23 protein-coding genes are annotated in these 23,484 nt (G+C 65.6%); 9 read left to right on the top strand and 14 right to left on the bottom strand.

Features of this window, described 5'->3' with window-relative positions; all coding sequences use genetic code 11:
* The 6 genes from HV766_RS16170 to HV766_RS16145 all read right to left on the bottom strand — a co-directional run bounded on the left by HV766_RS16170 (position 1) and on the right by HV766_RS16145 (position 6,477).
* The gene (locus HV766_RS16170) at positions 1–1,923 is read right to left on the bottom strand and encodes a branched-chain amino acid ABC transporter ATP-binding protein/permease (protein ID WP_119450178.1); all 1,923 of its coding nucleotides are present in this window, start codon (positions 1,921–1,923) and stop codon (positions 1–3) included.
* A 3-nt stretch (positions 1,924–1,926) separates the two neighbouring features.
* Positions 1,927–2,799 (bottom strand): branched-chain amino acid ABC transporter permease, encoded by an 873-nt coding sequence (locus HV766_RS16165; protein ID WP_054456919.1) that lies wholly within the window; start codon positions 2,797–2,799, stop codon positions 1,927–1,929.
* Positions 2,800–2,942: 143 nt separating this feature from the next.
* Positions 2,943–4,106: an ABC transporter substrate-binding protein gene (locus HV766_RS16160; protein ID WP_054456918.1), complete on the bottom strand. Its 1,164-nt coding sequence runs from the start codon at positions 4,104–4,106 to the stop codon at positions 2,943–2,945.
* 330 nt (positions 4,107–4,436) lie between these two features.
* Entirely contained in the window at positions 4,437–5,378 is a 942-nt protein-coding gene (locus HV766_RS16155; protein WP_054456916.1) for a LysR substrate-binding domain-containing protein, read from the bottom strand.
* 52 nt (positions 5,379–5,430) lie between these two features.
* Positions 5,431–5,742 carry an antibiotic biosynthesis monooxygenase gene (locus HV766_RS16150; protein WP_054456914.1) on the bottom strand — a complete coding sequence of 104 codons (312 nt, stop codon included), beginning with the start codon at positions 5,740–5,742 and terminating at the stop codon, positions 5,431–5,433.
* Between the two features lie 102 nt (positions 5,743–5,844).
* Positions 5,845–6,477 (bottom strand): LysE/ArgO family amino acid transporter, encoded by a 633-nt coding sequence (locus HV766_RS16145; protein ID WP_054457287.1) that lies wholly within the window; start codon positions 6,475–6,477, stop codon positions 5,845–5,847.
* A 146-nt stretch (positions 6,478–6,623) separates the two neighbouring features.
* On the opposite strand from HV766_RS16145, the gene HV766_RS16140 reads away from it, so the two are divergent.
* Together HV766_RS16140 and HV766_RS16135 are read left to right on the top strand one after the other, a co-directional pair.
* On the top strand, positions 6,624–7,523 hold the full coding sequence (locus HV766_RS16140; protein WP_125471798.1) for a LysR family transcriptional regulator ArgP: 900 nt from the start codon (positions 6,624–6,626) through the stop codon (positions 7,521–7,523).
* A 19-nt stretch (positions 7,524–7,542) separates the two neighbouring features.
* Positions 7,543–8,043 (top strand): copper chaperone PCu(A)C, encoded by a 501-nt coding sequence (locus HV766_RS16135; RefSeq protein WP_119450180.1) that lies wholly within the window; start codon positions 7,543–7,545, stop codon positions 8,041–8,043.
* Positions 8,044–8,277: 234 nt separating this feature from the next.
* On the opposite strand, the gene gdhA is transcribed toward HV766_RS16135, so the two are convergent.
* Together gdhA and HV766_RS16125 are read right to left on the bottom strand one after the other, a co-directional pair.
* A complete protein-coding gene (gdhA, locus tag HV766_RS16130; protein ID WP_054456908.1) occupies positions 8,278–9,624 on the bottom strand; it encodes an NADP-specific glutamate dehydrogenase in 1,347 nt (448 codons plus the stop codon).
* Between the two features lie 429 nt (positions 9,625–10,053).
* Positions 10,054–10,665, bottom strand: a complete 612-nt coding sequence (locus tag HV766_RS16125; protein ID WP_175181509.1) for a LysE family translocator — start codon at positions 10,663–10,665, stop codon at positions 10,054–10,056.
* Positions 10,666–10,775: 110 nt separating this feature from the next.
* On the opposite strand from HV766_RS16125, the gene HV766_RS16120 reads away from it, so the two are divergent.
* Positions 10,776–11,690, top strand: coding sequence for a LysR substrate-binding domain-containing protein (locus HV766_RS16120; protein ID WP_175181508.1), 915 nt, complete (start codon positions 10,776–10,778; stop codon positions 11,688–11,690).
* Here HV766_RS16120 and HV766_RS16115 read toward each other — a convergent pair.
* The gene (locus HV766_RS16115; RefSeq protein ID WP_054456902.1) at positions 11,672–12,460 is read right to left on the bottom strand and encodes an exodeoxyribonuclease III; all 789 of its coding nucleotides are present in this window, start codon (positions 12,458–12,460) and stop codon (positions 11,672–11,674) included. The two genes, HV766_RS16120 and HV766_RS16115, sit on opposite strands and share 19 nt — an antisense overlap.
* Before the next feature lie 132 nt (positions 12,461–12,592).
* Between HV766_RS16115 and pyrE the strand changes: the two genes are divergently transcribed.
* Entirely contained in the window at positions 12,593–13,276 is a 684-nt protein-coding gene (pyrE, locus tag HV766_RS16110) for an orotate phosphoribosyltransferase (RefSeq protein WP_054456901.1), read from the top strand.
* Between the two features lie 48 nt (positions 13,277–13,324).
* Here the strand turns inward: pyrE and HV766_RS16105 are convergent, their stop codons facing one another.
* From HV766_RS16105 to gatC, 5 genes are all read right to left on the bottom strand, one after another.
* Positions 13,325–13,792 (bottom strand): type II toxin-antitoxin system VapC family toxin, encoded by a 468-nt coding sequence (locus HV766_RS16105; RefSeq protein ID WP_054456899.1) that lies wholly within the window; start codon positions 13,790–13,792, stop codon positions 13,325–13,327.
* Entirely contained in the window at positions 13,789–14,034 is a 246-nt protein-coding gene (locus HV766_RS16100) for a type II toxin-antitoxin system Phd/YefM family antitoxin (RefSeq protein ID WP_054456897.1), read from the bottom strand. Before HV766_RS16100 ends, HV766_RS16105 begins: the two co-directional genes overlap by 4 nt.
* A gap of 128 nt (positions 14,035–14,162) precedes the next feature.
* Positions 14,163–15,620, bottom strand: coding sequence for an Asp-tRNA(Asn)/Glu-tRNA(Gln) amidotransferase subunit GatB (gene gatB, locus HV766_RS16095; protein ID WP_054456895.1), 1,458 nt, complete (start codon positions 15,618–15,620; stop codon positions 14,163–14,165).
* 4 nt (positions 15,621–15,624) lie between these two features.
* Positions 15,625–17,160 (bottom strand): Asp-tRNA(Asn)/Glu-tRNA(Gln) amidotransferase subunit GatA, encoded by a 1,536-nt coding sequence (gatA, locus tag HV766_RS16090; RefSeq protein WP_175162430.1) that lies wholly within the window; start codon positions 17,158–17,160, stop codon positions 15,625–15,627.
* 3 nt (positions 17,161–17,163) lie between these two features.
* The gene (gatC, locus tag HV766_RS16085; RefSeq protein WP_054456891.1) at positions 17,164–17,472 is read right to left on the bottom strand and encodes an Asp-tRNA(Asn)/Glu-tRNA(Gln) amidotransferase subunit GatC; all 309 of its coding nucleotides are present in this window, start codon (positions 17,470–17,472) and stop codon (positions 17,164–17,166) included.
* 227 nt (positions 17,473–17,699) lie between these two features.
* On the opposite strand from gatC, the gene HV766_RS16080 reads away from it, so the two are divergent.
* From HV766_RS16080 to rodA, 5 genes are all read left to right on the top strand, one after another.
* Positions 17,700–18,743 carry a rod shape-determining protein gene (locus tag HV766_RS16080; protein WP_006216320.1) on the top strand — a complete coding sequence of 348 codons (1,044 nt, stop codon included), beginning with the start codon at positions 17,700–17,702 and terminating at the stop codon, positions 18,741–18,743.
* A gap of 84 nt (positions 18,744–18,827) precedes the next feature.
* Positions 18,828–19,712 (top strand): rod shape-determining protein MreC, encoded by an 885-nt coding sequence (mreC, locus tag HV766_RS16075; RefSeq protein WP_042796087.1) that lies wholly within the window; start codon positions 18,828–18,830, stop codon positions 19,710–19,712.
* Positions 19,699–20,265: a rod shape-determining protein MreD gene (gene mreD / locus HV766_RS16070; protein WP_054456889.1), complete on the top strand. Its 567-nt coding sequence runs from the start codon at positions 19,699–19,701 to the stop codon at positions 20,263–20,265. The genes mreC and mreD overlap by 14 nt, the downstream gene beginning before the upstream one ends.
* Before the next feature lie 15 nt (positions 20,266–20,280).
* The gene (mrdA, locus tag HV766_RS16065; protein WP_054456887.1) at positions 20,281–22,206 is read left to right on the top strand and encodes a penicillin-binding protein 2; all 1,926 of its coding nucleotides are present in this window, start codon (positions 20,281–20,283) and stop codon (positions 22,204–22,206) included.
* Complete coding sequence (gene rodA / locus HV766_RS16060; RefSeq protein WP_054456885.1) at positions 22,206–23,342, top strand: rod shape-determining protein RodA; 1,137 nt, start codon at positions 22,206–22,208, stop codon at positions 23,340–23,342. The genes mrdA and rodA overlap by 1 nt, the downstream gene beginning before the upstream one ends.
* The last annotated feature ends 142 nt before the right edge of the window (positions 23,343–23,484 follow it).

Below are 23,484 nucleotides of genomic sequence, written 5' to 3'. Positions count from 1 at the left end.
TCAGGCGGGCGCGCCGCCCAGATACGCCTCGATGACCTTGGCGTTGCTTTGCACTTCGTTGGGCAGGCCCTCGGCGATCTTCTGGCCGAAGTCCAGCACCGACACGGTGTCGCACACCCCCATCACCACGTCCATGTGGTGTTCGATGAGGATCAGCGTGATGCCGTGGTCGCGCACCTTGCGGATGATGGCCAGCAGTTCGACGATGTCGGGCGCGGTCAGGCCGGCCGCGGGTTCGTCCAGCAGCAGGAGTTGCGGATCCAGGGCCAGCGCGCGGGCGATTTCCAGCAGGCGTTGCTTGCCGTAGGGCAGGTTGCGCGCTTCCTCGCTGGCCAGGGATTCCAGGCCCACGAATTCCAGCAGCGCCATGGCGCGGGCGCGGGCGCCCTGTTCCTCGCCTTTCCACTTGGACGTGCGCAGCGCGATGCCGGCCAGCCCAGTGGTGAAGGTGTGGTGCAGGCCGACCAGCACGTTTTCCAGCGCGGTCATTTCGCCGAAGAGCTGCACGTTCTGGAAGGTGCGCGCAATGCCGGTTTCAGCGATGTCGGCCGGCGTCATGCCGACCAGCGACTTGCCCGAGAATTCCACGGCGCCGGAAGTCGGCACGTAGATGCCCGTCAGCACGTTCATCATGGTGCTCTTGCCGGAGCCGTTGGGACCGATCAGGCCATGGATGGTGCCGCGCTTGACGGTCAGGTCGACCTGGTTCAGCGCCTTCAGGCCGCCGAACTGCATCAGCACGCCCTTGGCTGCCAGCAGCGTGTCGCCCTTGCCCTTGGCCGCATCGGGCACGGCGTCCTGGGCTTTCACCAAGTCCGACTTGACCGAGAGCGCGGCGCGGCGATTGGAGAAGAACAGGTTGCGCACGAAGCCCACGATGCCGTCGGGCAGGTAGTACACGACGAACAGGATCATGGCGCCGAAGATCGTCAGGCGCCAGTCGGTGACCGCTTCCAGCCAGTACGAGAACACCGCCAGCAGGATGGTGCCGACGACCGGCACGACGACGCGGCGCGGTTCGGTGCGGCCCTTGGATATTGCGATGGCGCTGCCGACGGTGACCAGGATGGCCACGGCCAGCGCGATCAGCCTGAAGGTCGAGATGTCATCCAGCATCTTGGGCAGCAGCACGATGATGGACGCGCCCAGCAGCGCGCCCGTGCGGCTCTTGCGCCCGCCCATGATGATGGCCAGCAGGAACAGGATGGTCAGTTCGAAGTTGTAGGTGTTGGGCGAGATGTACTGTTCGGAATACGAGTACAGCGCGCCGGCCAGGCCGGCGAAGCCGGCGCTGATGACGAAGGCGAACACCTTGTGCCGGTAGACCGACACGCCCATGCAGTCGGACGCGATGGGGCTGTCCCGCAGGGCCTCGAACGAGCGGCCCAGGTGCGACTTCAGGATGCGGTGCACCACGATCAGCGACAGCACCAGCAGCGCCGCGACCAGCCAGAAGTACTCGCTCTTGGTCAGCACATGTCCGGCGATGGCGGGCTTGGAGATCTTGATGCCCAGGGGGCCTTCGGTGAGGAAGGTCATTTCGTTGATCAGGATCTGGATGATGGTGCCAAACGCCAGCGTCACCATGGCCAGGTACGGCCCCGTGACGCGCAGCGCCGGCAGCGCCAGCACCGCGCCGAAGGCGGCCGCGATCAGGATGGCCGCGGGCAGGATCACCCAGATGGGCATCTGCAGATGGAAGAACAGCACGCCCGCCACATACGAGCCGATGCCGAACAGGCCGGCGTGGCCCAGCGACACCTGGCCGGTATAGCCCACCACGATATCGAGCCCGAACAGCAGGATCGAATAGATCATGATGGTTTCGATGAGGTGCAGGTAGTACGTGTTGGTCACGCCCAGCGGCACGGCGGCCAGGCAGGCCACGGCCACGATGGATAGCAAAAGGTGCAAGGGTTTCATCGCTTACACCTTCTTGATCGCGGTCTTGCCGAACAGGCCGGCGGGCTTGAAGGTCAGTACGAGCAGCAGCAACACCAATCCCGGCACGTCTTTGTACCCCGTCGAAAGATAGAAACCGGTGGTCGTTTCGGCGATCCCCAGGATCAGCCCGCCCACCACCACGCCCATGCCGCTGGACAGGCCGCCGATGATGGCGACGGCGAAGGCTTTGAGGCCCAGCACCGCGCCCATGGTGGCGCCGGTCAGGGTCAGGGGCGCGACCAGCACGCCCGCGAACGCGGCAGTCAGCGAGGACAGCGCGTAGGAAAACGTGATCACCATGCCCGTGTTGATCCCCATCAGGCCAGCGGCGTCGCGGTCGTTGGACGTGGCGACGAAGGCCTTGCCGTAGATGGATTTGCGGTTGAAGACTTCCACCAGCAGCATCATCGCCAGGGCGCCGAACACCACCAGCAGCTCCATGGGCAGCACGTTGGCGCCCAGCACCTGGATGGGCGCTTCCGGCAGCGGCGAGGGGAAGCGCAGGTCGTCGCGGCCCCAGATGTTCTCGGCGACGTTCTTGAAGATGATGCCCAGCGCGATGGTGGCCATGATCCAGCCGAACTCCGAGCGGGTCTTGATGGCGGGCCTGACGCCCACGCGCTCGACCAGCGCGCCTTGCGCGAATCCGAAGATGCAGACGATGGGTATCATCACCCAGTAGTTCACGCCCAGGCCGACCAGTGTCAGGCCGACCAGTGCGCCCAGCATCAGGGCTTCGCCCTGGCCGAAGTTCAGGGTGCCCGACGTGGCGAACGTGAGCTGGTATCCGAACGCGATGACGGCATAGATCATGCCCAGCGCGATACCGCTATAGATGAGCTGTAGAAGAATCATGGTGTGTGTCGTGTAGCGCTGTGGTTCCGTCCCAACCCCCTTGGGCAGAACGCGGTTTTCAGGCGGCGGCAAGCCCGCGCCCTGGGCGACAGGGCGCGGCTGGCGGCGGCCGGGCAGCCGCCGCCGGGATGCGCTGCGGGACCTTAGTTGGCCTTGACGACGCGGCCGCCCTTGACCTCGCCGATGACCACTTCCTTGACGGTGATCGCGTCGTGGTTGTCTGCGCTGAAGGGCTTGTTGTAGGTCATGACCACGCCCTCGACGGGCGTCTGCAGGTTTTCGAGGGCCTCGCGGACCTTCGGGCCGTCGGTGGAGTTGGCCTGCTTGAAGGCCGCGGCCAGCAGATAGATGGAGTCATAGCCCTGGGCGGCCGACACCGGGGAATCGATGCGGTTGTTCTTGGGCTTGAACTTGGCCAGGTAGGCGTCGATGAAGGCCTTGCGCTTGGGCGTGTCCGGGTCCTGGATGAAGGTCTGCGGCATGCGCGCGCCTTCGCCGTTGGCGCCGGAGTTGTCGATGTAGTTGGCCATGGACAGGGTCCAGCTGCCGATGATCGGCACCTTCCAGCCCAGCTTGGTCATGCCGTTGGCGACCTGGGCCAGTTCGGGGCCGATGCCGTAGGTCAGCACGGCTTCGGCGCCGGCGGCCTTGGCCTTCAGCAGCTGGGCCGTCATGTCGACGTCCTTGATGTTGAACTTCTCCACGGCCACGGGCTTGATGCCCTTGGCGTCCAGGGCCTTTTCCAGGTCCTCGCGGCCGAGCTGGCCGTAGTTGGTGGAGTCGGCCAGGATCGCGACCTTCTTGAAGCCGCGGCGGGTCACCGCCTCTTCGACGATCATCGGGGCCTGGATGCTGTCATGCGCCGCGTTGCGGAACACGTAGTTGTTCGGGTATTCCGGCGCCTTGAACTGGTGCGTGATCACGCTGCCCGTGGCCACGTTGTTGAACACGGGGATCTTGGCGTCCTGGTAGAAGCGCTGGGAGGCCAGGGCCACGCCCGTGTTGATGTAGCCGACGGTGGCGGCGACCTGTTCCTTGTTGATCAGCTCTTGGGCGATCTGTACGCCGCGCTCGTTCTTGGCTTCGTCGTCGCGTTCGACGGCGACCAGCTGGCGTCCCATGACGCCGCCGTTCTTGTTGATTTCTTCAATGGCCAGGCGCACGCCGTCGCGCATGCTGACGCCCATGGAGGACGAGCCGCCGGTGTAGGGGCCGGCCACGCCGATCTTGATGGGGTCGGCGGCGTGGGACGCGGCCGTTGCGGCAAGTGCAAGGGTTCCTGCTAGCAGCTTCAAACGAAAATCCATTGATGTCTCCGTTGTAATTGGTAGAACTGCGTGGAAAACCGTGTGCCGGCGCCAGACGGCGAAAATCGTTGCTGCGGCGCTCTCCTGTGTGGCGTGTCGTGACTGTCTGCCTAATCACTTACGCGAAACTGACCCGGCGGGGTTTTTCCGCGTAAATACCTAGTACGGACGCACGAGGGTTCCTGTCATGCGCCATGGCGCTGCCTGCTGTGGGGAAGGGAATGGAAGGCGGCATGCCGTGGCGGGCATGGGCGGGACATTGCATTGGCGGCATCCTAGCCAGCGCGGCGGCGGGCTGCGCGGAATTTCATTCCGCCCCGGCCTGGAAATTTATTCCTTACCGGCCCGCAGGCCTTGCGGCCATTGAGAAACCTGTTTGCACACGTCATCCAGCCATAGGGAAAACGCTTGGACCGCTCTGCCCGGCGGGCGCGAGGTTTCGGTGCACAGGTAATACTGGCATTCGCCGGGAATTTCGATGTCCAGGACGCGCACCAGCTTGCCCTCGTCCAGCCATTCGGCCGCCAGCGCGCGCCGCGTGAGCGCCAGGCCCTGGCCGGCGCGCGCGGCTGCCAACATGATGCCCAGGTCCACCAGCCACACCCCGCGCGCGGGCTCGGGCCAGTCCAGCCCGGCGGCGGCCAGCCAGGGCCGCCACGGTTCCATCGGGCAGCGCAGCAGTTGCGCCCGGGCCAGGTCGGCGGGCCGCTCGAAGGGGCCGTGCCGGTCGCGGTATTCGGGCGCGCAGACCGCGAACACCGGATCCGCCGTCAACTGGTGCGCGTTCAGGCCGGGATATTTGCCGCTGCCGAAGCGCACCCAGACGTCGGCATTGGGCGGCATGATGTCCAGGTAGGGGATGGACAGCATGATTTCCAGCTCCACCTCGGGATGCGCGGCGGTGAAGCCGGGCAGGGCGGGGATCAGCACCTGGCGGGCGAACGTGGGGGTGGAGACGACGCGCAGCGGTTCGAGCTTGGGTTCGCCGCGCTTGTGCAGGGAGGCGTCGGACAGCAGGTCCAGCGCGGTGCGGACCTGATCCAGGTACTCGCGTCCGGCCGAGCTCAGCGTGGCGCCGCGGCTGCTGCGGATGAAGAGTGTGACGTCCAGCATGGCCTCGAGCGCGGCGATGCGCTTGCCGATGGCGCTGGCAGTGACGAAGAGTTCCTCGCTGGCGCGTTCGAAGGAGCCCAGGCGGGCGGCTGCCTCGAAGGCCTGGATGGCTGCCAGGGGGGGCAGGCGCACATCTTTGGAAGGGCTGGGACCGCGCATGATCGTCTGGCGGGCCGGTGTTGCGCCCGACGAAAGATTGGCTACCGGGCGATTATAAGGACGGCGGCGCCAGCCCTGCGCCGTAGCGCCGGAGCACCTGGGAGATTTCCACGCGATAGCCGTCCAGCCAGCGCGCTTGTGCGGCCTTGGCCTGCTGGTGCGCAGGGTGGCGGATGAGTTGTTCCAACGCTTCCAGCGATTCCCAGTAGTAGACGTTGGAGATCAGGCCGCGCGCGGTGTCTGCCCAGCTCTCTTCGCCCAGGTAGCCCGGAATGGCGCGCGCGGCAGCGGCGATGGCTTGATCCAGGCGGTGAAAATCATCGTCGAACTGCTTGGTGGCGAAGATGAAGGTGGAGCTGTACATGTGGGACTCCGGACGCGGCGGGTGCGGCAAGCAGGAAAACCGGCCGCCGGGAGGTCCGGGCGGCCGATCGGGGGAACTGCTGGAAACGTAGCTTAAACGCGTCTACACGCCCTTCAGCGCCAGGCTGACCGCCAGCGCGGCCATGACCACGGCGATGATGCCGTCCAGCACGCGCCAAGCCGACGCGCTGGCGAAGAACGGGGCGAACAGGCGGGAGCCGATGCCGAGCACGGCGAGCCACAGCAGGCTGGCGGTGAAGGCGCCGGCGGCGAATGCCATGCGCGCTTCCTCGAAGCCGTGCGCCAGCGAGCCGACCACCACCATGTCGAGCCAGAAGTGCGGATTCAGCAACGAAAAGCCCAGCGCGCCCAGCATGGCGGCGCGGCGCGATGGCACCACGTCGCGGGCGGCGGCCAGGCCGCCGGTGGCGGTCCAGGCGCGGCGCGCAGATTGCAGTGCGTACCAGGACAGGAAGGCCACGCCGAACCACAGCACGGCGGTTGTCAGCCAGGGGAACCAGGCGGTGAGCGCCTGCAGGCCGGACACGCTGGCGAAGATGAAGACGGCGTCTATCAGCGCGCAGATGGCGACCACGCTCAAGAGGTGGGCGCGCATCAGCCCCTGTCGCAGGATGAACGCGCTTTGCGCGCCCACGACAGCGAAGAGGCCCAGCCCGGTGGCCGTACCGCTGGCCCAGGCAGTGAAGAAGAGGGGGGATGACAACGTGGCGAACATGACCTGCACCTGTGCTGCTACGCCTGTGGCGGCGTTTGGATGACAACGCGGGGCGCTATCGGCGCTCCGGTAATAAGGCATTTTCGCTTGCGGTGAATATGAAATAAAGCTAATTTTCCTTCACTATCTTAAGTAAATCTAATCTCATGAAAATCGATCACGGCAACCTGCGCGCCCTGGCCGCGGTGGTGCGGGAAGGCAGTTTCGAGCGGGCGGCGCTGTCGCTGAGCGTCACGCCATCCGCGGTGTCGCAACGGATCAAGGCGCTGGAGGACCGCATGGGCCGCCTGCTGGTCCAGCGCACCGTGCCGGCGGTAGCCACGGCGGACGGGCAGGTGCTGGTGCGGCTGGCCGAGCAGACGGCGTTGCTGGAGCATGACGCGCTCGACCGCCTGGGCGTGGCGGACGACGATGTGCCGTATGCCAGCATCCCCGTCGCGGTCAATCATGACAGCCTGGAGACCTGGTTCGTCGACGCGGCGGTGCAGTTCTCCGCGCGCACCCGCGCCACGCTGGACATGCAGTCCGAAGACCAGGACCACACCGCGGCGCTGCTGCGCAACGGTTCGGTGCTGGGCGCGGTGACCGCCCTGGCCGAGCCGGTCCAGGGCTGCCGCATCCATGCGCTGGGCAGCATGCGCTACGTGGCCACCTGCACGCCGGAATTCCACAAGCGCTACTTTTCGCTGGGCGTCAACGCCCAGACGCTGGCGCAGGCGCCGGTGCTGGTGTTCAACCGCAAGGACGCGCTGCAGGCGCGCTTCGCGCACAAGATCGCCGATCCCGCACCCTGGCAGCCGCCGGTCTGGTGGGTGCCGTCGACACGCGCGTTCGTGCAGGCCACGCTGGGCGGCCTGGGCTGGACCATGAATCCGCTGCCCTTGGTGCAGGAACACCTTGATGCAGGTCAGCTGATGCTGCTTCGAGGCCGCGCCTGGGAGGATGTACCGCTGTATTGGCAGCATTGGCGGGTAAACTCCGAAGCGATGGAAGCCCTGACGGATTCGGTCCTGTCAGCTGCCCGCAGCCTGGTCAGGCGGCGTTAACCCACTAGGAGAACAACCCATGAACATCCGCAAGTTCGCTGTCATTGCCGCACTGGGCCTGTGCACGGCCGGCTCGGCCTGGGCGAAGGACTACAAGGTTGGCCAGATCGAGGTCGACGACCTCTGGGTGCGTGCGTCGGCGCCTGGCCAGTCCAATGGCGCGGGGTATATGGACATCGATAACGACGCCAAGGCTGCTGACCGCCTGCTGTCGGTGTCGTCCGACGCGGCGGAACGCGTCGAACTGCACACGGTGCAAACCGAGAACGGCGTCTCGAAGATGCGTCAGGTGGAAGGCGGCATCGCGTTGCCGGCGGACACCGAGGTCAAGCTCAGCCCGGGCGGCTACCACGTCATGTTCATCAAGCTGAAGGCCCCGTTCGCCGAAGGCGGCACGGTCCCGGCCACGCTGAAGTTCGAAAAAGCCGGCGAAGTCGCCGTGCAATTCAAGGTCAAGCCGGCCTCGCACAACCCCGGCATGAACCACGGCAGCATGAACCACGGCACGATGAAGCATTAAGCGCCAGGCGCTGCACGCGCCTGACGGCGCGGGTGTAGTCGCATGAAAGACTAAGCCGGCCCAGGGGCCGGCTCAGGCAGATCCTCGCTATTGGGGCAGGTCCGTCGTCAGACTAGAGGCAGACCCGCCCGCATCAAGCCGGTCTCCCCCAATCGGGGCCGCGCGGAGCCGGGCTCTGCCGGTCCGCAGCGGCGCCCCCCTGGGGGGGAAGCGCGCAGCGCTTCGGGGGGGGGATTAATACAAGCCTTGCTGACGCATCGCGTCAGCCACCTTCACGAAGCCGGCAATGTTGGCGCCATCCAGATAGTTCACGTATTCGCGCTCGCTATGGCCGTGGCGCACGCAGTTCTCGTGGATGTCGCGCATGATGGCGTGCAGGCGCGCGTCGACTTCCTCGCGCGTCCAGGACAGGCGGGCCGAATTCTGGGCCATTTCCAGGCCGGACACGGCCACGCCGCCGGCGTTGCTGGCCTTGCCCGGGGCGTACAGCACGCGGGCGGCGATGAAGGCCTTGGCGGCTTCCAGCGTGGCCGGCATGTTGGCGCCTTCGGCGACGCACAGCACGCCGTTCTTGATCAGCGTTTGCGCATCGGCCAATTCCAGTTCGTTCTGGGTGGCGCAGGGCAGGGCCACGTCCACCGGCACGTGCCACGGACGCTTGCCGGACTCATAGGTCAGGCCGAATTGGCGGGCATAGGTGTCCAGGCGGCCGCGCAAGTCGTTCTTGATGTGCATCAGCGCCACCAGCTTCTCGTGCGTGAAGCCGGCTTCGTCCACCACGGTGCCGTTGGAGTCGGAAACGGTCACGACCTTGGCGCCGAGCGCCATGGCTTTTTCGATTGCGTACTGGGCGACGTTGCCCGAGCCCGACACGGACACGCGCAGGCCGTCGAAGGACTTGCCCACGCGCTTGAGCATTTCTTCAGCGAAGTACACGGTGCCGTAGCCGGTGGCTTCGGGGCGGATCAGGCTGCCGCCGAAGGTCAGGCCCTTGCCGGTGAACACGCTGGCGGTGGAGTTGGACAGCTTTTTCATCATGCCGGCCATGAAGCCGACTTCGCGCGCGCCCACGCCGATGTCGCCGGCCGGCACGTCAGTGTCCGGACCCAGGTGGCGGTACAGCTCGATCATCAGAGCCTGGCAGAAGCGCATGACTTCGGCGTCGGACTTGCCCTTGGGATCGAAGTCGGAGCCGCCCTTGCCGCCGCCCATGGGCAGCGTGGTGAGCGAGTTCTTCAGGGTCTGCTCGAAGGCCAGGAACTTCAGGATGGACAGGTTCACCGAGGGGTGAAAGCGCATGCCGCCCTTGAAGGGGCCGATGGCCGAGCTGTGCTGGATGCGGAAAGCGCGGTTGACCTGGGCCTGGCCGCGGTCATCGGTCCAGCACACGCGGAACTGGATCACGCGTTCCGGTTCCACCAGACGCTCGAGTACGGCATGCTCGGCGTAGTGGGGGTGCTTCTCGATGAAAGGCCAGAGACTCAGCATCACCTCCTGGACGGCTTGCATGAACTCAGGCTGCTGCGGGTCGCGCGCGGCGACGCCACGCAGGAAGTCGTCCAGACTCTGCACTTTCAACATGATCTCCTTGGGGGTGCTTCGAATAGGTGCGGACTGCGCCGGATTGGGGCGCGAAAATTCTTTTTGGTGCACGGCTGCACCTGTATGGTGCGGGAATTGTAGGGGCAAAATGTTGCCCTGCGCAAAGCCGAAAAATAGTGCCATCACCTTGATATCAAAGCACTTTTTCTTTTATTTTAATAGGGACGTATTGATGGCTGGATTTGGGTGAATGACGCGTTCATGAGGGGGATTTGAGCAGAAATGCTTGAATTCCCTAGGGAAATAAATATGTCCCCGTTTATTTTCACCAGGTAGTATTGCGCCCTTGCGACTTCCGCAGAGGAAAGGAACGCTGGTCTGAGGCAGGTTTGGGCTGGCACGAAGGTCGTTGTCTGCTTAATGCGTCCCCGTTATTTATTTGAGCGAAATCATTCCCCGGGGGCAGGATTACAACTGCGCGGCAGCCAGCCCCGCGCCCAAGGCCATCAAGACCGCTCCCACCACCCGATCGGCCGCAAGCTGATGATCCAGCAGCAGCCGCCGCAGGAAAGGCGAGGACACCGACCACGCCACCACGCCGAACCAGATCCAGTGCGCCAGCGACATGAACAGGCCATAGCCGAACTGCCACGACAGCGGCGTGCCGGGCGACACGACCTGGGTATAGGTGCTGACCACGAACAGCGTGGTCTTGGGATTGAGCGCGTTGGTCAGAAAGCCGCTGTATAGCGCCTGCCAGCCCGAGATCGGCGGGCGGGCCGACAAGTCGCGGCTGACCTGGGTGCGGTTGAAGAAAGTCTTCCAGCCCATGTAGACCAGGTAGCAGGCGCCCGCGAGTTTGATGCCCTGCAGCACGGGCTGCGCGTAATGCGCCAGCAGGCTGACACCGAACATCGTATAGAACACGTGCACCTGCACGCCCAGCGCGATGCCCAGCGCGCAGATCAGGCCGGTGCGGCGGCCGAACAGATAACTGTTGCGCGTGACCATGGCGAAGTCCGGCCCGGGGCTGATGACGGCAAGAATGGTGATGAGGGCGACGGCGATCAGTTCGGTCATGGCAATAGGGCGGCAGGTTGCGAAATGGAGCCGGCATTGTGGGACGCTGGCGCGCGCCGGAAAAACGATTTCTAATGCCGCTTATCCGTGAGAAAAAATCACCTTTCGCCATGAAACTGCCACCGCTCAATACGTTGCGGGTGTTCGATGCCGCGGCCCGTCATCAGGCTTTCGGCAAGGCGGCCGAAGCGTTGCACGTGACGCATGGCGCCGTCAGCCGGCAGATCCGGCTGCTCGAGGATGCGCTGGGCGTGGCGCTGTTCGAGCGCCGCAATCGAGCTGTTTTCCTGACCGATGCCGGCAGGCAGCTGTTCGAGGTGACGAGCGCGCTGTTCGAGCAGCTGACAACTGGCCTGGCCAAGCTGCGCCAGCCGGCGGCGGACGCGCCGCTGGTGCTGTCCTGCGAGCCCACCATCGCCATGATGTGGTTGATCCCGCGGCTGCCGGACTTCCAGCACGCCCATCCCGGCGTGCAGGTGCATCTGTACGCTGCGGGCGGACCGGTCGATTTCGGCGCCCAGGGTGTGGACGTAGCCCTGCGCCGCAATGACTTCGATTGGGACCCGGCCCTGTATGCCGAGCATGTCTGCGAGGAGTGGACGGGACCGGTGTGCCGGCCGGGATTGGTCGGCGCCGCAGGCGCGGATCCGGCTGAAGCGGATTGGGGCGGGGCGCCAGCGCTCAGCAGCGCGACGCGTCCGCTAGCCTGGCGGCAATGGTCGCGGGCAGCGGGCATGAAACCCCCGCGCCGGACCGGGCCGGCCTACGAGCATTTCTATCTGAGTTTGCAGGCCGCCGCCGCCGGTTTGGGGGTGGCGATAGGTTCGGCGCTGATGGCGTGCGACGCCTTGCGCGACCGCCGGCTGCAGGCGCCTTGCGGCTTTGCCCGTGACGGCTCGGCCTATGTACTGCTGTCGCCGCGGCCTTGTACAGAAGATCCGCGGGCGGCAGCGTTTCTGGAATGGTTGCGCCGGGAAGCCGCCGCAACGCTAGGGGAAGCGGCGGGTCAGAGCGTGGCGTCGTAGTCGATCGTCAGGGGAGCGTGGTCCGAGAAACGCTCGTCCTTGTAGATGGCCACATTGCGGGCGCGGGCGGCGATGCCCGGCGTGGCGATCTGGTAGTCGATGCGCCACCCCACGTTCTTGGCCCAGGCCTGGCCGCGGTTGCTCCACCAGGTGTATTGGTCCGGGCGGTCATCGATGGTGCGGAACACGTCGACGAAGCCGCGCTTGTCGAACACGTCGGTCAGCCAGGCGCGCTCTTCGGGCAGGAAGCCCGAGTTCTTCATGTTGCCCTTCCAGTTCTTCAGGTCGATTTCCTTGTGCGCGATGTTCCAGTCGCCGCAGATGATGAACTCGCGGCCGGTGGTTTTGTGTTCGTGCATCAGGGCGTCGATCCAGGGGCCGAAGCGGTCCAGGAAGCGGTACTTGGCCTGCTGGCGCTCGTCGCCGCTGGAGCCCGAGGGCAGGTAGGCGCTGATGACCGACAGGTTCTTCCAGTCAGCGCGGATGATGCGGCCTTCGGGATCGAATTCCTCGCATTCCAGGCCGGCGTTCACCCGCTCGGCCGCGTCGCGCAGATAGATGCCCACGCCGCTATAGCCCTTCTTCACGGCATGGTGGAAGTGGCCGGTATAGCCGGGCGGGTGGCGCAGGTCGTCGGTCAGGTCTTCGTCGGATATCTTGATTTCCTGAAGGCACAGCACGTCGGCGGCGTGCTTTTCCATCCAGGGTTGCAGGCCTTTGCGGAAGGCGGACCGGATACCGTTGAGATTGATCGACGTGATGCGCAGCAAAGCGAAACTCCTGTTGAGCGGCCGCCAGGGCCGGGGCAATGGCAGCAATTTAACCGACTCCGCGCCGCCGCCCGGGAATAGCCCCGACAGCGGATAAAATGCTGGCGTTTGCCATCTACCGGACCTTTACGCATGCCCGCCGCCCAATCTTCCGCCACCGCCCTGGATTTCGTCCGCTTCGCCCTGAACGAGGGCGTGCTGCGTTTCGGCAGCTTCAAGGTCAAATCGGGTCGGATCAGTCCCTATTTCTTCAATGCGGGCCTGTTCAATAGCGGACGCTCGGTCGGCAAGCTGGCGCAGTTCTACGCCCAGGCGCTGCTGGATTCGGGCGTGGAATTCGACATGCTGTTCGGTCCGGCCTACAAGGGCATCCCGCTGTCCACGGCTACCGCCGTGGCGCTGGCCGGCCACCCGGACATGAAGGGCGGCGACGTGCCTTTCGCGTACAACCGCAAGGAAGCCAAGGACCACGGCGAGGGCGGCACCCTGGTCGGCGCGCCGCTCAAGGGCAAAGTCGTCATCATTGACGACGTGATCACCGCGGGCACCTCGGTGCGCGAATCGGTCGAGATCATCCGCGCGGCCGGCGCCGAGCCTGCCGCCGTGCTGATCGCCATGGACCGCATGGAACGCGCGGGTCCGGACGACGCGCTGTCGGCGCATTCTGCCGTGCAGGACGTGGCCAAGACTTACGGCATGCCGGTGGTGTCGATTGCGTCGCTGGCGGACATTCTGGCCTTGCTGCAGGATGATGCGTCGTTCGCCGAACACCGTGAGGCGGTGTTGGCTTATCGGACGAAGTACGGGGTGAAGTAAACCTCGTCCTTGGCGAGTAGAAAGGGGCGGCCAGGTGCTGCCCTTTTTTTAACCGTAGCTTGCCGCTGGCTCGGCGACGCCGTGGGGTTGGCCAAAGACGGCAACACCGCTCGCCCGGGCGGCATCCGCCAGCTTGCGGTCAAAGGTGGCCAGATAGCCGTTGGTTCTTTGGGCCAGTTCGAGATAGCTGGCATCGTAGACGGTCAAGCCGTGCGTTCGAGCCAGCAGATAGCTGCGGGCCACGCTGGAAGATGGGGCGGCCGGATCCGGAAGTATGGGCAGGCGTTCGAGTAGCTGTCTGAACGAGAACAGCTGACCCGCCGACGCCCGTTGGCTACGTTCGGCGCGCAACATGCCGTTCGCGACTTCCGTGTGCCAGATGAGGGGCACCGTGTTTTCAGATTCGTGGGCCGTTTCCAGCAGATGCCGGGCCATCAGCGCTTCGTGGGCGTCCGCGCGGTCGACCAGCCACGCCAGCGCAAGCGAGGCGTCCGGTATCAAATGGATCGGATTCATTCCCGGCCCTCTTCGACCCAGGAACGGATGACTTCGTGGGGGACGGCCGGTGCTGGCTTGAAGCTTTTCATTGCCTCAAGCGCATCATGGGCATCCAGCGACGTGCTGGGTAGGACCGGGGTCAACCTGGCGCAGAACACGCCGTCCAGTGAAATGATGAAATGCTGGCCTTCGCGGACCGCCTGCAGGTGGTCGGAAAAGCTGTGCAGTAGTTCGCTGGTGCTGATTTCCAGGTAGTTCATGTCCAAGCCTCCGGGCAAAAGTCGACCGGATCATTCTTGGATAAACGAAGGGCCACGGCAATATGCCGCGGCCCTTCGTTTCGTCTGATACGTCAGGAATGCGCCCGTTGCCGGGGCGTCCTGCGCGGTCAGCTGTCCAGCTTCTGCTTCAACAGATCATTCACCTGCTGCGGATTCGCCTTGCCGCGGGCGGCCTTCATGATCTGGCCCACCAGCGAATTGAACGCCTTCTGCTTGCCGGCCCGGTACTCTTCCACGATGGCCGGGTTGGCGGCCAGCACCTCGTCGATCATGGCGCCGATGGCGCCGGTGTCGCTGATCTGCTTGAGCCCGCGCGCCTCGATGATGGCGTCAGGCTGACCGCCGTTCTCGCCGGCCCACATGGCGCCGAAGACTTCGCGGGCGATCTTGTTGGAGATGGTGCCGTCGATGATGCGGCCGATCAGGGCGGCCAGCGCCGGCGCCTGGACCGGAGAGTCGGCGATGCTCTTTTCGTCCTTGTTCAGGGCGGCGGAGACTTCGCCCATGACCCAGTTGGCGGCCAGCTTGGCCTGGCCGGCCGGCAGCGCGTTCGCCACCGCCTGGAAGTAGGCGGCCAGGTCGCGGCTGACGGTCAGCTGGGCGGCGTCGTAGGCGGGCAGGCCGTACTCGGATTCGAAACGGGCGCGCTGGGCGGCCGGCAGTTCGGGCATGGCGGCGCGGACCTCGTCGACCCAGGCGCTGGAGATCACCAGCGTGGGCAGGTCGGGGTCGGGGAAGTAGCGGTAGTCGTGCGCGTCTTCCTTGCTGCGCATGCTGCGCGTTTCGTCGCGGTCGGCATCGTACAGGCGGGTTTCCTGGACCACCGTGCCGCCATCCTCGATCAGCTCGATCTGGCGCCGCGCTTCATAGACGATGGCGCGTTCCAGGAAGCGGAACGAGTTGACGTTCTTGATCTCGGTGCGGGTGCCGAATTCCTTCTGGCCCACGGGACGCACGGACACGTTGGCGTCGCAGCGGAACGAACCTTCCTGCATGTTGCCGTCGCAAATGCCCAGCCACACGACCAGGCTGTGCAGGGCGCGGGCGTAGGCCACGGCCTCGGCGGCCGAGCGCATTTCGGGTTCCGTCACGATTTCCAGGAGCGGCGTGCCGGCGCGGTTCAGGTCGATGCCGCTGCCGGGGGCGCCGTTGGCCAGGCTGAAGTCGTCGTGCAGGGACTTGCCCGCGTCTTCTTCCAGGTGGGCGCGCGTCAGATTGACGGTTTTCTCTTCCTCGCCGACGAAGAAGGACAGCGAGCCGCCCACCACCACCGGCAGCTCGTATTGGCTGATCTGGTAGCCCTTGGGCAGGTCGGGGTAGAAGTAGTTCTTGCGCGCGAACACCGAGCGCGGCGCGATGGTGGCGCCCACGGCCAGACCGAAGCGGATGGCGCGTTCGGCGGCGCCGCGGTTCATGACCGGCAGGCTGCCCGGCAGCGCCAGGTCGACCACGTTGGCGTGGGTGTTGGGCGCGGCGCCGAATTCGGTGCTGCTACCCGAAAAAATCTTGGAGTCCGTGGAAAGCTGGGTGTGCGTTTCCAGGCCGATGACGATTTCCCAGTTCATGTTCTCAGCCTTGCTGGACCGGGGCACGCGTGTGCCAGTCCGTCACTTGTTGGTAGCGGTCGGCGATGGCCAGCAGGCGGCCTTCGTCGAAATAGTTGCCGATGATCTGGAGACCCACCGGGCGCTGGTTGCCAGCGCCACCGAAGCCGCAGGGGATCGACATCGCAGGCAGGCCGGCCAGGCTCACGCCCAGCGTGTAGACGTCGGCCAGCCAGTCGGCCGTGGGATCGTCGCGGTTGTCGCCGATGTTCTTGGCCACCGTGGGCGTCACCGGGCCCATGATCACGTCGCACTGGTCGGCGTAGGCGCGCTGGAAGTCTTGCGCGATCATGCGGCGCAGGCGCTGCGCCTGCAGGTAGTAGGCGTCGTAGTAGCCGTGGGACAGCACGTAGGTGCCGATCAGGATGCGGCGCTTGACCTCGTCGCCGAAGCCTTCGGCGCGCGAGCGGCTGATCATTTCGTTCAGGTCGCCGTACTGGGCGGCGCGGTGGCCGTAGCGCACGCCGTCGTAGCGCGCGAGGTTGCTGGACGCTTCCGCGGGGGCGATGACGTAGTAGGCGGGAATGGCGAGTTCGGTGCGCGGCAGCGACACCGGCACGCGCACGGCGCCCAGGGCTTCGAACTGGACCAGCGCGGCCTCGACCGCGGCGGCCACGTCGGGCGCCAGGCCGGCGCCGAAGTACTCGGCGGGCACGCCGATGCGCAGGCCTTTCAACGGCTGGCTGCCGGCGGCATCGAAACGGCCCTGGGCCGCCTCGAAGTCGCGCCGGACGCGGCCGGGCGCGTTGGCGGCGGCGTCGCATTTTTCCAGGCTGGTGGCGTCGCGCGGATCGAAGCCGCTGATGACGTCCAGCAGTTCGAGCAGGTCCCGGGCGCTTTCGGCCAGCGGGCCGGCCTGGTCCAGGCTGGAGCCGAAGGCCACCATGCCAAAGCGGGATACGGTGCCGTAGGTGGGCTTGATGCCGCTGACGCCGCACAGGGCGGCGGGCTGGCGCACCGAGCCGCCGGTGTCGGTGCCGGTGGCGGCCGCCACCAGGCGGGCGGCCACGGCAGCGGCCGAGCCGCCCGAGGAGCCGCCGGGCACGGCGGCGTGGTCCCAGGGGTTCTTGACCGCGCCGTAGGCGGAGTTCTCGTTGCCGGAACCCATGGCGAATTCGTCGCAGTTCAGCTTGCCGAGCGACACGGCGCCCGCTTCGCCCAGGCGTTCGACGACGGTGGCGTCGAACGGGCTGACGTAGCCTTCGAGCATCTTGCTGCCGGCGGTGGTGCGCCAGCCGCGGGTGACGAAGGCGTCCTTGTGGGCGATCGGGATGCCCGCCAGCGGGCCGGCCGAGCCGGACGCCAGCGCGGCGTCGGCGGCGCGAGCCTGGGCCAGCGTCAATTCGGCGTCAATATGTAAAAAGCAATTCAGGCCGCTGGCCGCTTCAGCGGCCGCCAGGCCGCTTTGGGCGAGCTCGACGGCGCTGATCTGGCGTTGCGCAAGGGCCGCGCGCAGGGCGGCGATCCCCTTGAATTGGGTGTGCAGAGCGGGTTTCGTCATGACTTAATCCAGGACCTTGGGAACCAGGAACAGGCCTTCCTGGGCGTCGGGGGCGTTGGCCAGCAGCTCCTCGCGGCGGGCCTCCGAGCTGGGTTCGGTCACGACATCTTCACGCAGGCGCAGCACGATGTCCTCATGGGCGGACAGCGGGTGAGCCAGGGGTTCGACCCCCTGGGTATCGACGGACTGGAGCCGTTCGATCAGGTGGAGGATGCCGTTGAGTTCGGCCTGCGCGACGGTGCGCTGGTCGGGGGTCAGTTCGATTCTGGCCAGCCGGGCAATGCGGGCCACATCTGTGTCATTGAGCGCCATGGGGGATTGCAAATCGATAAGCGAAGGCCGAGGGGCGGGACAGGGCAGTATGCATATGCCGAACCCGTTACAAAGCTTGAATAGCCTGCATTTATGCGCTATTTCCGGGGAAATTATAAGTTATGATTCACGGTTTAATCGCCGTGATGACAGGCGGACCCGTTGTTTTACGGGCCCTACGCCCCGCGGCATGTACCTCATTCCCCCCAGAATTTAGCTGAGCTCCCATGTTCGGATTCCTGCGCAGTTATTTTTCCAGCGATATGGCGATCGACCTCGGTACCGCCAACACGCTGATCTACGTCCGCGGCAAGGGCATCGTGCTCGATGAACCGTCCGTGGTCGCAATCCGTCATGAAGGCGGTCCCCACGGCAAGAAGATCATTCAAGCCGTCGGCCATGAAGCCAAGCAGATGCTTGGCCGCGTTCCCGGCAATATAGAAGCCATCCGGCCCATGAAGGACGGCGTCATCGCCGACTTCACGGTCACCGAGCAGATGCTCAAGCAGTTCATCCGCATGGTGCACCCCCGCAACATGCTGGCGCCCAGCCCGCGCATCATCGTTTGCGTGCCCTGCGGCTCCACCCAGGTCGAACGTCGCGCCATCCGTGAATCGGCCCTGGGCGCGGGCGCGTCCCACGTCTTCCTGATCGAAGAACCCATGGCCGCGGCCATCGGCGCCGGCCTTGCCGTGTCCGACGCCAGCGGCTCCATGGTGGTCGACATCGGCGGCGGCACCACGGAAGTGGCGGTCATCTCGCTGGGCGGCATGGTCTACAAGGGCTCCGTGCGCGTGGGCGGCGACAAGTTCGACGAAGCCATCGTCAACTACATCCGCCGCAACTACGGCATGCTGATCGGCGAACCCACCGCCGAACTGATCAAGAAGGAAATCGGCTCGGCGTTCCCGGGATCCGAAGTCCGCGAGATCGAGGTCAAGGGCCGCAACCTGGCCGAAGGCGTGCCGCGCAGCTTCACGGTCTCGTCCAACGAGATCCTGGAATCGCTGACCGACCCGCTGAACCAGATCGTCTCGGCAGTGAAGATCGCGCTGGAACAGACCCCGCCCGAGCTGGGCGCCGACATCACCGACAAGGGCATCGCCCTGACCGGCGGCGGCGCGCTGCTGCGCGACCTGGACCGCCTGCTGCAGGAAGAGACCGGCCTGCCCGTCGTGGTCGCGGACGATCCGCTGACCTGCGTCGTGCGCGGTTGCGGCGAGGCGCTGGAACACCTTGAGAAACTGGGCGCCATCTTCATCAACGACTAATTTTGCCCGCCAGCCCGGAGCCCCGCTTTTTCACGGCTCCGGCCGCTGCCGGAGCGACGGACGCGGGCGTCCGGGCTGATATTCATGCAACGACAAGGGACTCCTCCCCTATTCAGGCGCGGCCCACCTGCGGAGGTGCGGCTGGTCGTTCTGGTCGTCCTTGCGTTGGCCCTGATCGTCATGGATTCGCAATGGCGCATGCTGGAACCGGCGCGCCGCGCAATGTCCGTCGCGCTGTATCCCTTCCAACGCGCCGTCATGGCGCCGCGAGACCTCGTCCAGCAAGTGAACGAATGGGTCAACGCGGCCAATCTCATCCGTAGCGAAAACGAAGCCTTGCAGCGCCAGCGCATCGAGCTGGCACAGGTGACCACGCATGGCGCCCAGCTGGCTGCCGAGAACTCGCAGTTGCGCCGGCTGCTCGGGGTGACCGATACCGTGGCGCAATCCGCGGTGGTGGTCGAGGTCATGTATGAACCCACCAACGCATTCACGCAGCGCCTGGTGTTCAACAAGGGCAGCAAGGCGGGGCTGGCCCCGGGCATGCCGGTAATCGACGAAGGCGGCGTGGTCGGGCAGATCGTGCGCGTCACGCCCATGACCGCCGAGGCGGCGCTGGTCACCGACGAACAGGTCTCCATCCCCGTGCAGCTGCTGCGCAACGGCCTGCGACTGATTGCGTTCGGCGGCAACTCGCCCGGCAAGATGGAAGTTCGTTACCTTGCCGCCAACGCCGACATCAAGGAAGGCGATACCATCGTCACCAGCGGCGTCGGCGGGCTGTTCCCGGCAGGCCTGCCGGTGGCCAAGGTGACCTCGGTCGAACGCGACACCGCCTCCGGCTTCGCGCGCGCCGTATGCGAACCGCTGGCCCATCCCGAACGCTACCGCCACTTCCTGGTCTTGCAGGTCGATGTGGAGCGCGCCGAGTCCAACCGTCAGGAGGTCGATTCCGGTGGATCGGACTAATCAATCCTCGGGGCAGGCCGCGCGCCGCCTCGGCACCCCCAGCAACGTGCAGCCCGACCGGCTCTCCGGCCCGGCGCACGGCTTGTTCGTCTGGGCCACGGTGCTGGTGGCGTGGCTGGTGTCGCTGCTGCCCTGGCGCCTGTGGCAGGGCGCGCCCGACATCCTGCTGCTGATCATCGCCTTCTGGTGCGTGCATGAGCCGCGCCGCGTCGGCTTGTTCACCGCCTTCTTCTTTGGGCTGCTGATGGACGTGCACGACGCCGGCCTCTTGGGCGAGCATGCGCTGTCGTACACGCTGGTCGCCTACGGCGCGGTGGTGTTGCACCGCCGGCTGCAGCGCTTCGACCTCTGGAGCCAGGCCATGCACATGCTGCCTGTGTTCTTCATTGCCCGCTTCGTGACCCAGATCATCCATGCGTGGCTGGCCGGCAAATGGCCGGGTTGGGACTGGGGCATCAGCGTGCTCCTGACCACCGCCTTGTGGCCGCTGGCGGGCTGGGTTCTGCACTTGCCGCAGCGCGGTGTCGACGACGCTGAATCCTCCTCCGCCTGACGGCGGCGCCGCGTCATGTTCGAATTCAAGAAAACCGGCCAGCAGCAGAAGCAGCGTTTCCGCCTGCGCGCCTGGGTGGGCGGGCTGTTCGCGCTGGCCTGCTTCGGCGTGCTGATCGGCCGCTTCTGGTACCTGCAGGTCGACCGCTACGAGGGTCTGTCCGAGCGCGCCGACCGCAACCGCATCGCGGTCGTGCCCATCCCGCCGCGACGCGGCGAGATCCTGGACCGCAACGGCGAGGTGCTGGCGCGCAACTACCGCACCTATACGCTGGAGGTCGTGCCGGCACAGGCAGGGAACCTCAGCGCGCTGTTCGAACGCCTGACCGAAGTCGTGTACATCAGCCCGGCCGACCAGCGCCGCTTCAAGCGCCGCGCCGCCGAGTCCAGCCGCTACGCCAGCCTGCAGCTGCGCAATAACCTCAACGAAACCGAAGCCGCCTGGTTCGCCGCGCATTCGTTCCAGTTCCCGGGCGTGGAGCTGCGCGCGCGCTGGGTGCGCGAGTATCCGCAGGGCGTGTCGGCGGCCCACGTGGTCGGCTACATCGGCCGCATCGCCGAAGGCGATATCGAAGAACTGGACCGCGCCGGCCAGCTGGGCAACTATCGCGGCACCGACGTCATCGGCAAGAAGGGCATCGAAAAGACCTGGGAGGAGCAGCTGCACGGCCGCACCGGGCTGGAAGAAGTCGAAGTCACCGCAGGCGGACGCCCCATGCGCACGCTGCGCCGGATCGACCCGGTGCCGGGCTCCGACATCATGCTGTCCATCGACCTGGGGCTGCAGAAGGTGGCCGAAGCCGCATTCGAGGGGCAGCGCGGGGCGCTGGTCGCCATCGACCCCGATACCGGCGAGGTACTGGCCTTTGTCTCGCAGCCTTCCTACGACCCGAACCTGTTCGTGGACGGCATCGACGTGGACAATTGGCGCATGCTGAATGAATCGCCGGACCATCCCCTTATCAACCGGCCGCTGTACGGCACCTATCCCATCGGTTCCACCTACAAGCCCTTTGTGGGCCTGGCCGCGCTGGAACTGGGCAAGCGCCGCGCCACCGATCGCATCTCCGACCCCGGCTATTACGAATTCGGCGGCCAGAAATTCCGCAACGCCGGCGGCGCGGCCTATGGCATGACGGACATGCACAAGGCGATCGTGGTGTCGTCCGACACCTATTTCTATTCGCTGGGTCCGGAAATCGGCGTGAACGCGCTGCATGATTTCGCCAAGCAGTTCGGCTTCGGCCAGATCACAGGCATCGACCTGGAAGGCGAAAAGCGCGGCGTGCTGCCTTCGACCGACTGGAAACGCTCGGCCTACAAGGACAAGGACCGCCAGCGCTGGTACGCGGGCGAAACGATTTCGGTGGCGGTGGGTCAGGGCTACAACGCCTTCACGCTGTTGCAGCTGGCGCAGGGCACGTCCACCCTGGCCAACAACGGCCTGTACCGCCGCCCGCACCTGGTGCACGCGGTGCGCGATCCGCGCAGCGGCGTGGCCAAGGCCACCGAGTCCGCGCCCGACTACCGCATTCCCCTCAAGCAGGCCAACGTGGATGTGATCAAGAACGCCATGGCGGATGTGGTGCGCGCCGGTACGGCGCGGCGCGCGTTCGCCAATACGGCCTACCAGGCGGCCGGCAAGACCGGCACCGCGCAGGTGTTCAGCCTGCGCGGCGGCCATTACCGCGCCAGCGCCATCGACGAACGCCTGCGCGACCACGCCTTGTTCATGGGCTTTGCGCCGCTTGAGCATCCGCGCATCGCGGTGGCGCTGATCGTCGAGAACGCCGGCTGGGGCGCGAGCGTCGCCGCTCCGGTCGCGCGCAAGGTGTTCGACTATTGGCTGGCCAAGGACCGTCAGGACAAGATCGTGCGGCCCGAGCGCGCCGACCCCCTGGCCTCGGTCGAGGAAATCGCTTCCGACGTGGTGCGCCGATAATGAAACGCCTGGGCCTTATCCTGCTACGTGTGTTCACGGCCTTCGATTGGCCGCTGCTGGCGATCCTGCTGATGTTCGCCGCGCTGGGCATGACGGTCATGCATTCCGCGGTGGGCGGCACGGACTGGCGCTTCGCCGAACAGTCGCGCAATTTCATCATCGCCTTCTTTGCCATGTGGACCATGGCCCTGATTCCGCCGAAGTGGCTGATGAAGCTGGCCTTGCCCTTCTACGTGGTGGGGGTAGTGCTGCTGCTGGGCGTGGAGTTCTTCGGCGAAACCAGCAAGGGCGCGACCCGCTGGCTGAACCTGGGCGTGACCCGCATCCAGCCTTCCGAGATGATGAAGATCGCCGTGCCCATGATGCTGGCCTGGTACTTCCAGCGCCACGAAGGCGCCGTCCGCATCCGCGACTTCCTGGCCGCCGCCGCCATGCTGGCCGCGCCTTTCGCCCTGATCGTGCTGCAGCCCGACCTGGGGACGGCGCTGCTGGTGTTTGGCGCCGGCTTCTTCGTGATCTATTTCGCGGGCCTGTCTTTCAAGCTGCTGGTGCCGGTAATGCTGGCGGGCATCATCGGCATAGGCACGCTGATCTACTACGAAGACCAGTTATGCGAGCCCGACGTGGACTGGGTGGTGCTGCACGACTACCAGAAGCACCGGGTGTGCACGCTGCTCAACCCCAGTTCCGATCCGCTGGGCAAGGGCTTCCATACGATCCAGTCGATGATCGCGGTGGGCTCGGGCGGGGTGTACGGCAAGGGCTACATGAAGGGCACGCAGACGCACCTGGACTTCATCCCCGAACGCACCACCGACTTCATCTTCGCGGTGTACGCGGAAGAATTCGGACTCTACGGCGGCATCGCCATGCTGGTGCTGTATGGGCTGATGATGGCGCGAGGACTGACGATCGCGTCACGGGCATCGTCGCAGTTCGGCAGGTTGCTGGTCGGGGCGCTGACGATGATGCTGTTCATCTATGTATTCGTGAACGTGGGGATGGTGACGGGGATTCTGCCTGTGGTGGGGGTGCCGTTGCCGTTCATGAGCTATGGGGGGACGGCTTTGTTCACCATGGGGATTGCGTTTGGGATCATGATGAGTGTTAGTCGGCATCGGTCGGTTAAGACTTGATCTTTTTGGCGGCTGCGCGTTCTTCGTAGGTCGCCCGCGCCTACGGGCTACGTACGTCTTGGGTCGCTGCGCTGCTAGATCCGTGATCGGTGACGAGTCTTGCGTTGCCCGTAGCTTACGGCCGCGCGGGCGGCCGTAAGCT

Origin of the sequence: Achromobacter aegrifaciens (genome assembly GCF_902859735.1) — a bacterium.
GTDB classification, from domain to species: Bacteria; Pseudomonadota; Gammaproteobacteria; order Burkholderiales; family Burkholderiaceae_B; genus Achromobacter; species Achromobacter aegrifaciens.
The sequence above is the reverse complement of the archived record's forward strand: the minus strand, read 5'-3'. Positions and strand labels throughout refer to the sequence as shown.

What these genes read in the sequence shown, in the direction of transcription:
- HV766_RS16100 (WP_054456897.1), bottom strand. Translation starts at nt 14,034, where the DNA reads ATGAACTACCTGGAAATCAGCACCAGCGAACTACTGCACAGCTTTTCC.
- HV766_RS16140 (WP_125471798.1), top strand. Translation starts at nt 6,624, where the DNA reads ATGAAAATCGATCACGGCAACCTGCGCGCCCTGGCCGCGGTGGTGCGG.
- HV766_RS16165 (WP_054456919.1), bottom strand. Translation starts at nt 2,799, where the DNA reads ATGATTCTTCTACAGCTCATCTATAGCGGTATCGCGCTGGGCATGATC.
- mrdA (WP_054456887.1), top strand. Translation starts at nt 20,281, where the DNA reads ATGTTCGAATTCAAGAAAACCGGCCAGCAGCAGAAGCAGCGTTTCCGC.
- gatC (WP_054456891.1), bottom strand. Translation starts at nt 17,472, where the DNA reads ATGGCGCTCAATGACACAGATGTGGCCCGCATTGCCCGGCTGGCCAGA.
- HV766_RS16155 (WP_054456916.1), bottom strand. Translation starts at nt 5,378, where the DNA reads ATGCGCGGTCCCAGCCCTTCCAAAGATGTGCGCCTGCCCCCCCTGGCA.
- HV766_RS16135 (WP_119450180.1), top strand. Translation starts at nt 7,543, where the DNA reads ATGAACATCCGCAAGTTCGCTGTCATTGCCGCACTGGGCCTGTGCACG.
- gatB (WP_054456895.1), bottom strand. Translation starts at nt 15,620, where the DNA reads ATGAACTGGGAAATCGTCATCGGCCTGGAAACGCACACCCAGCTTTCC.
- HV766_RS16160 (WP_054456918.1), bottom strand. Translation starts at nt 4,106, where the DNA reads ATGGATTTTCGTTTGAAGCTGCTAGCAGGAACCCTTGCACTTGCCGCA.
- HV766_RS16125 (WP_175181509.1), bottom strand. Translation starts at nt 10,665, where the DNA reads ATGACCGAACTGATCGCCGTCGCCCTCATCACCATTCTTGCCGTCATC.
- HV766_RS16170 (WP_119450178.1), bottom strand. Translation starts at nt 1,923, where the DNA reads ATGAAACCCTTGCACCTTTTGCTATCCATCGTGGCCGTGGCCTGCCTG.
- rodA (WP_054456885.1), top strand. Translation starts at nt 22,206, where the DNA reads ATGAAACGCCTGGGCCTTATCCTGCTACGTGTGTTCACGGCCTTCGAT.
- HV766_RS16120 (WP_175181508.1), top strand. Translation starts at nt 10,776, where the DNA reads ATGAAACTGCCACCGCTCAATACGTTGCGGGTGTTCGATGCCGCGGCC.
- pyrE (WP_054456901.1), top strand. Translation starts at nt 12,593, where the DNA reads ATGCCCGCCGCCCAATCTTCCGCCACCGCCCTGGATTTCGTCCGCTTC.
- HV766_RS16080 (WP_006216320.1), top strand. Translation starts at nt 17,700, where the DNA reads ATGTTCGGATTCCTGCGCAGTTATTTTTCCAGCGATATGGCGATCGAC.
- gdhA (WP_054456908.1), bottom strand. Translation starts at nt 9,624, where the DNA reads ATGTTGAAAGTGCAGAGTCTGGACGACTTCCTGCGTGGCGTCGCCGCG.
- HV766_RS16105 (WP_054456899.1), bottom strand. Translation starts at nt 13,792, where the DNA reads ATGAATCCGATCCATTTGATACCGGACGCCTCGCTTGCGCTGGCGTGG.
- HV766_RS16145 (WP_054457287.1), bottom strand. Translation starts at nt 6,477, where the DNA reads ATGTTCGCCACGTTGTCATCCCCCCTCTTCTTCACTGCCTGGGCCAGC.
- HV766_RS16150 (WP_054456914.1), bottom strand. Translation starts at nt 5,742, where the DNA reads ATGTACAGCTCCACCTTCATCTTCGCCACCAAGCAGTTCGACGATGAT.
- mreC (WP_042796087.1), top strand. Translation starts at nt 18,828, where the DNA reads ATGCAACGACAAGGGACTCCTCCCCTATTCAGGCGCGGCCCACCTGCG.
- gatA (WP_175162430.1), bottom strand. Translation starts at nt 17,160, where the DNA reads ATGACGAAACCCGCTCTGCACACCCAATTCAAGGGGATCGCCGCCCTG.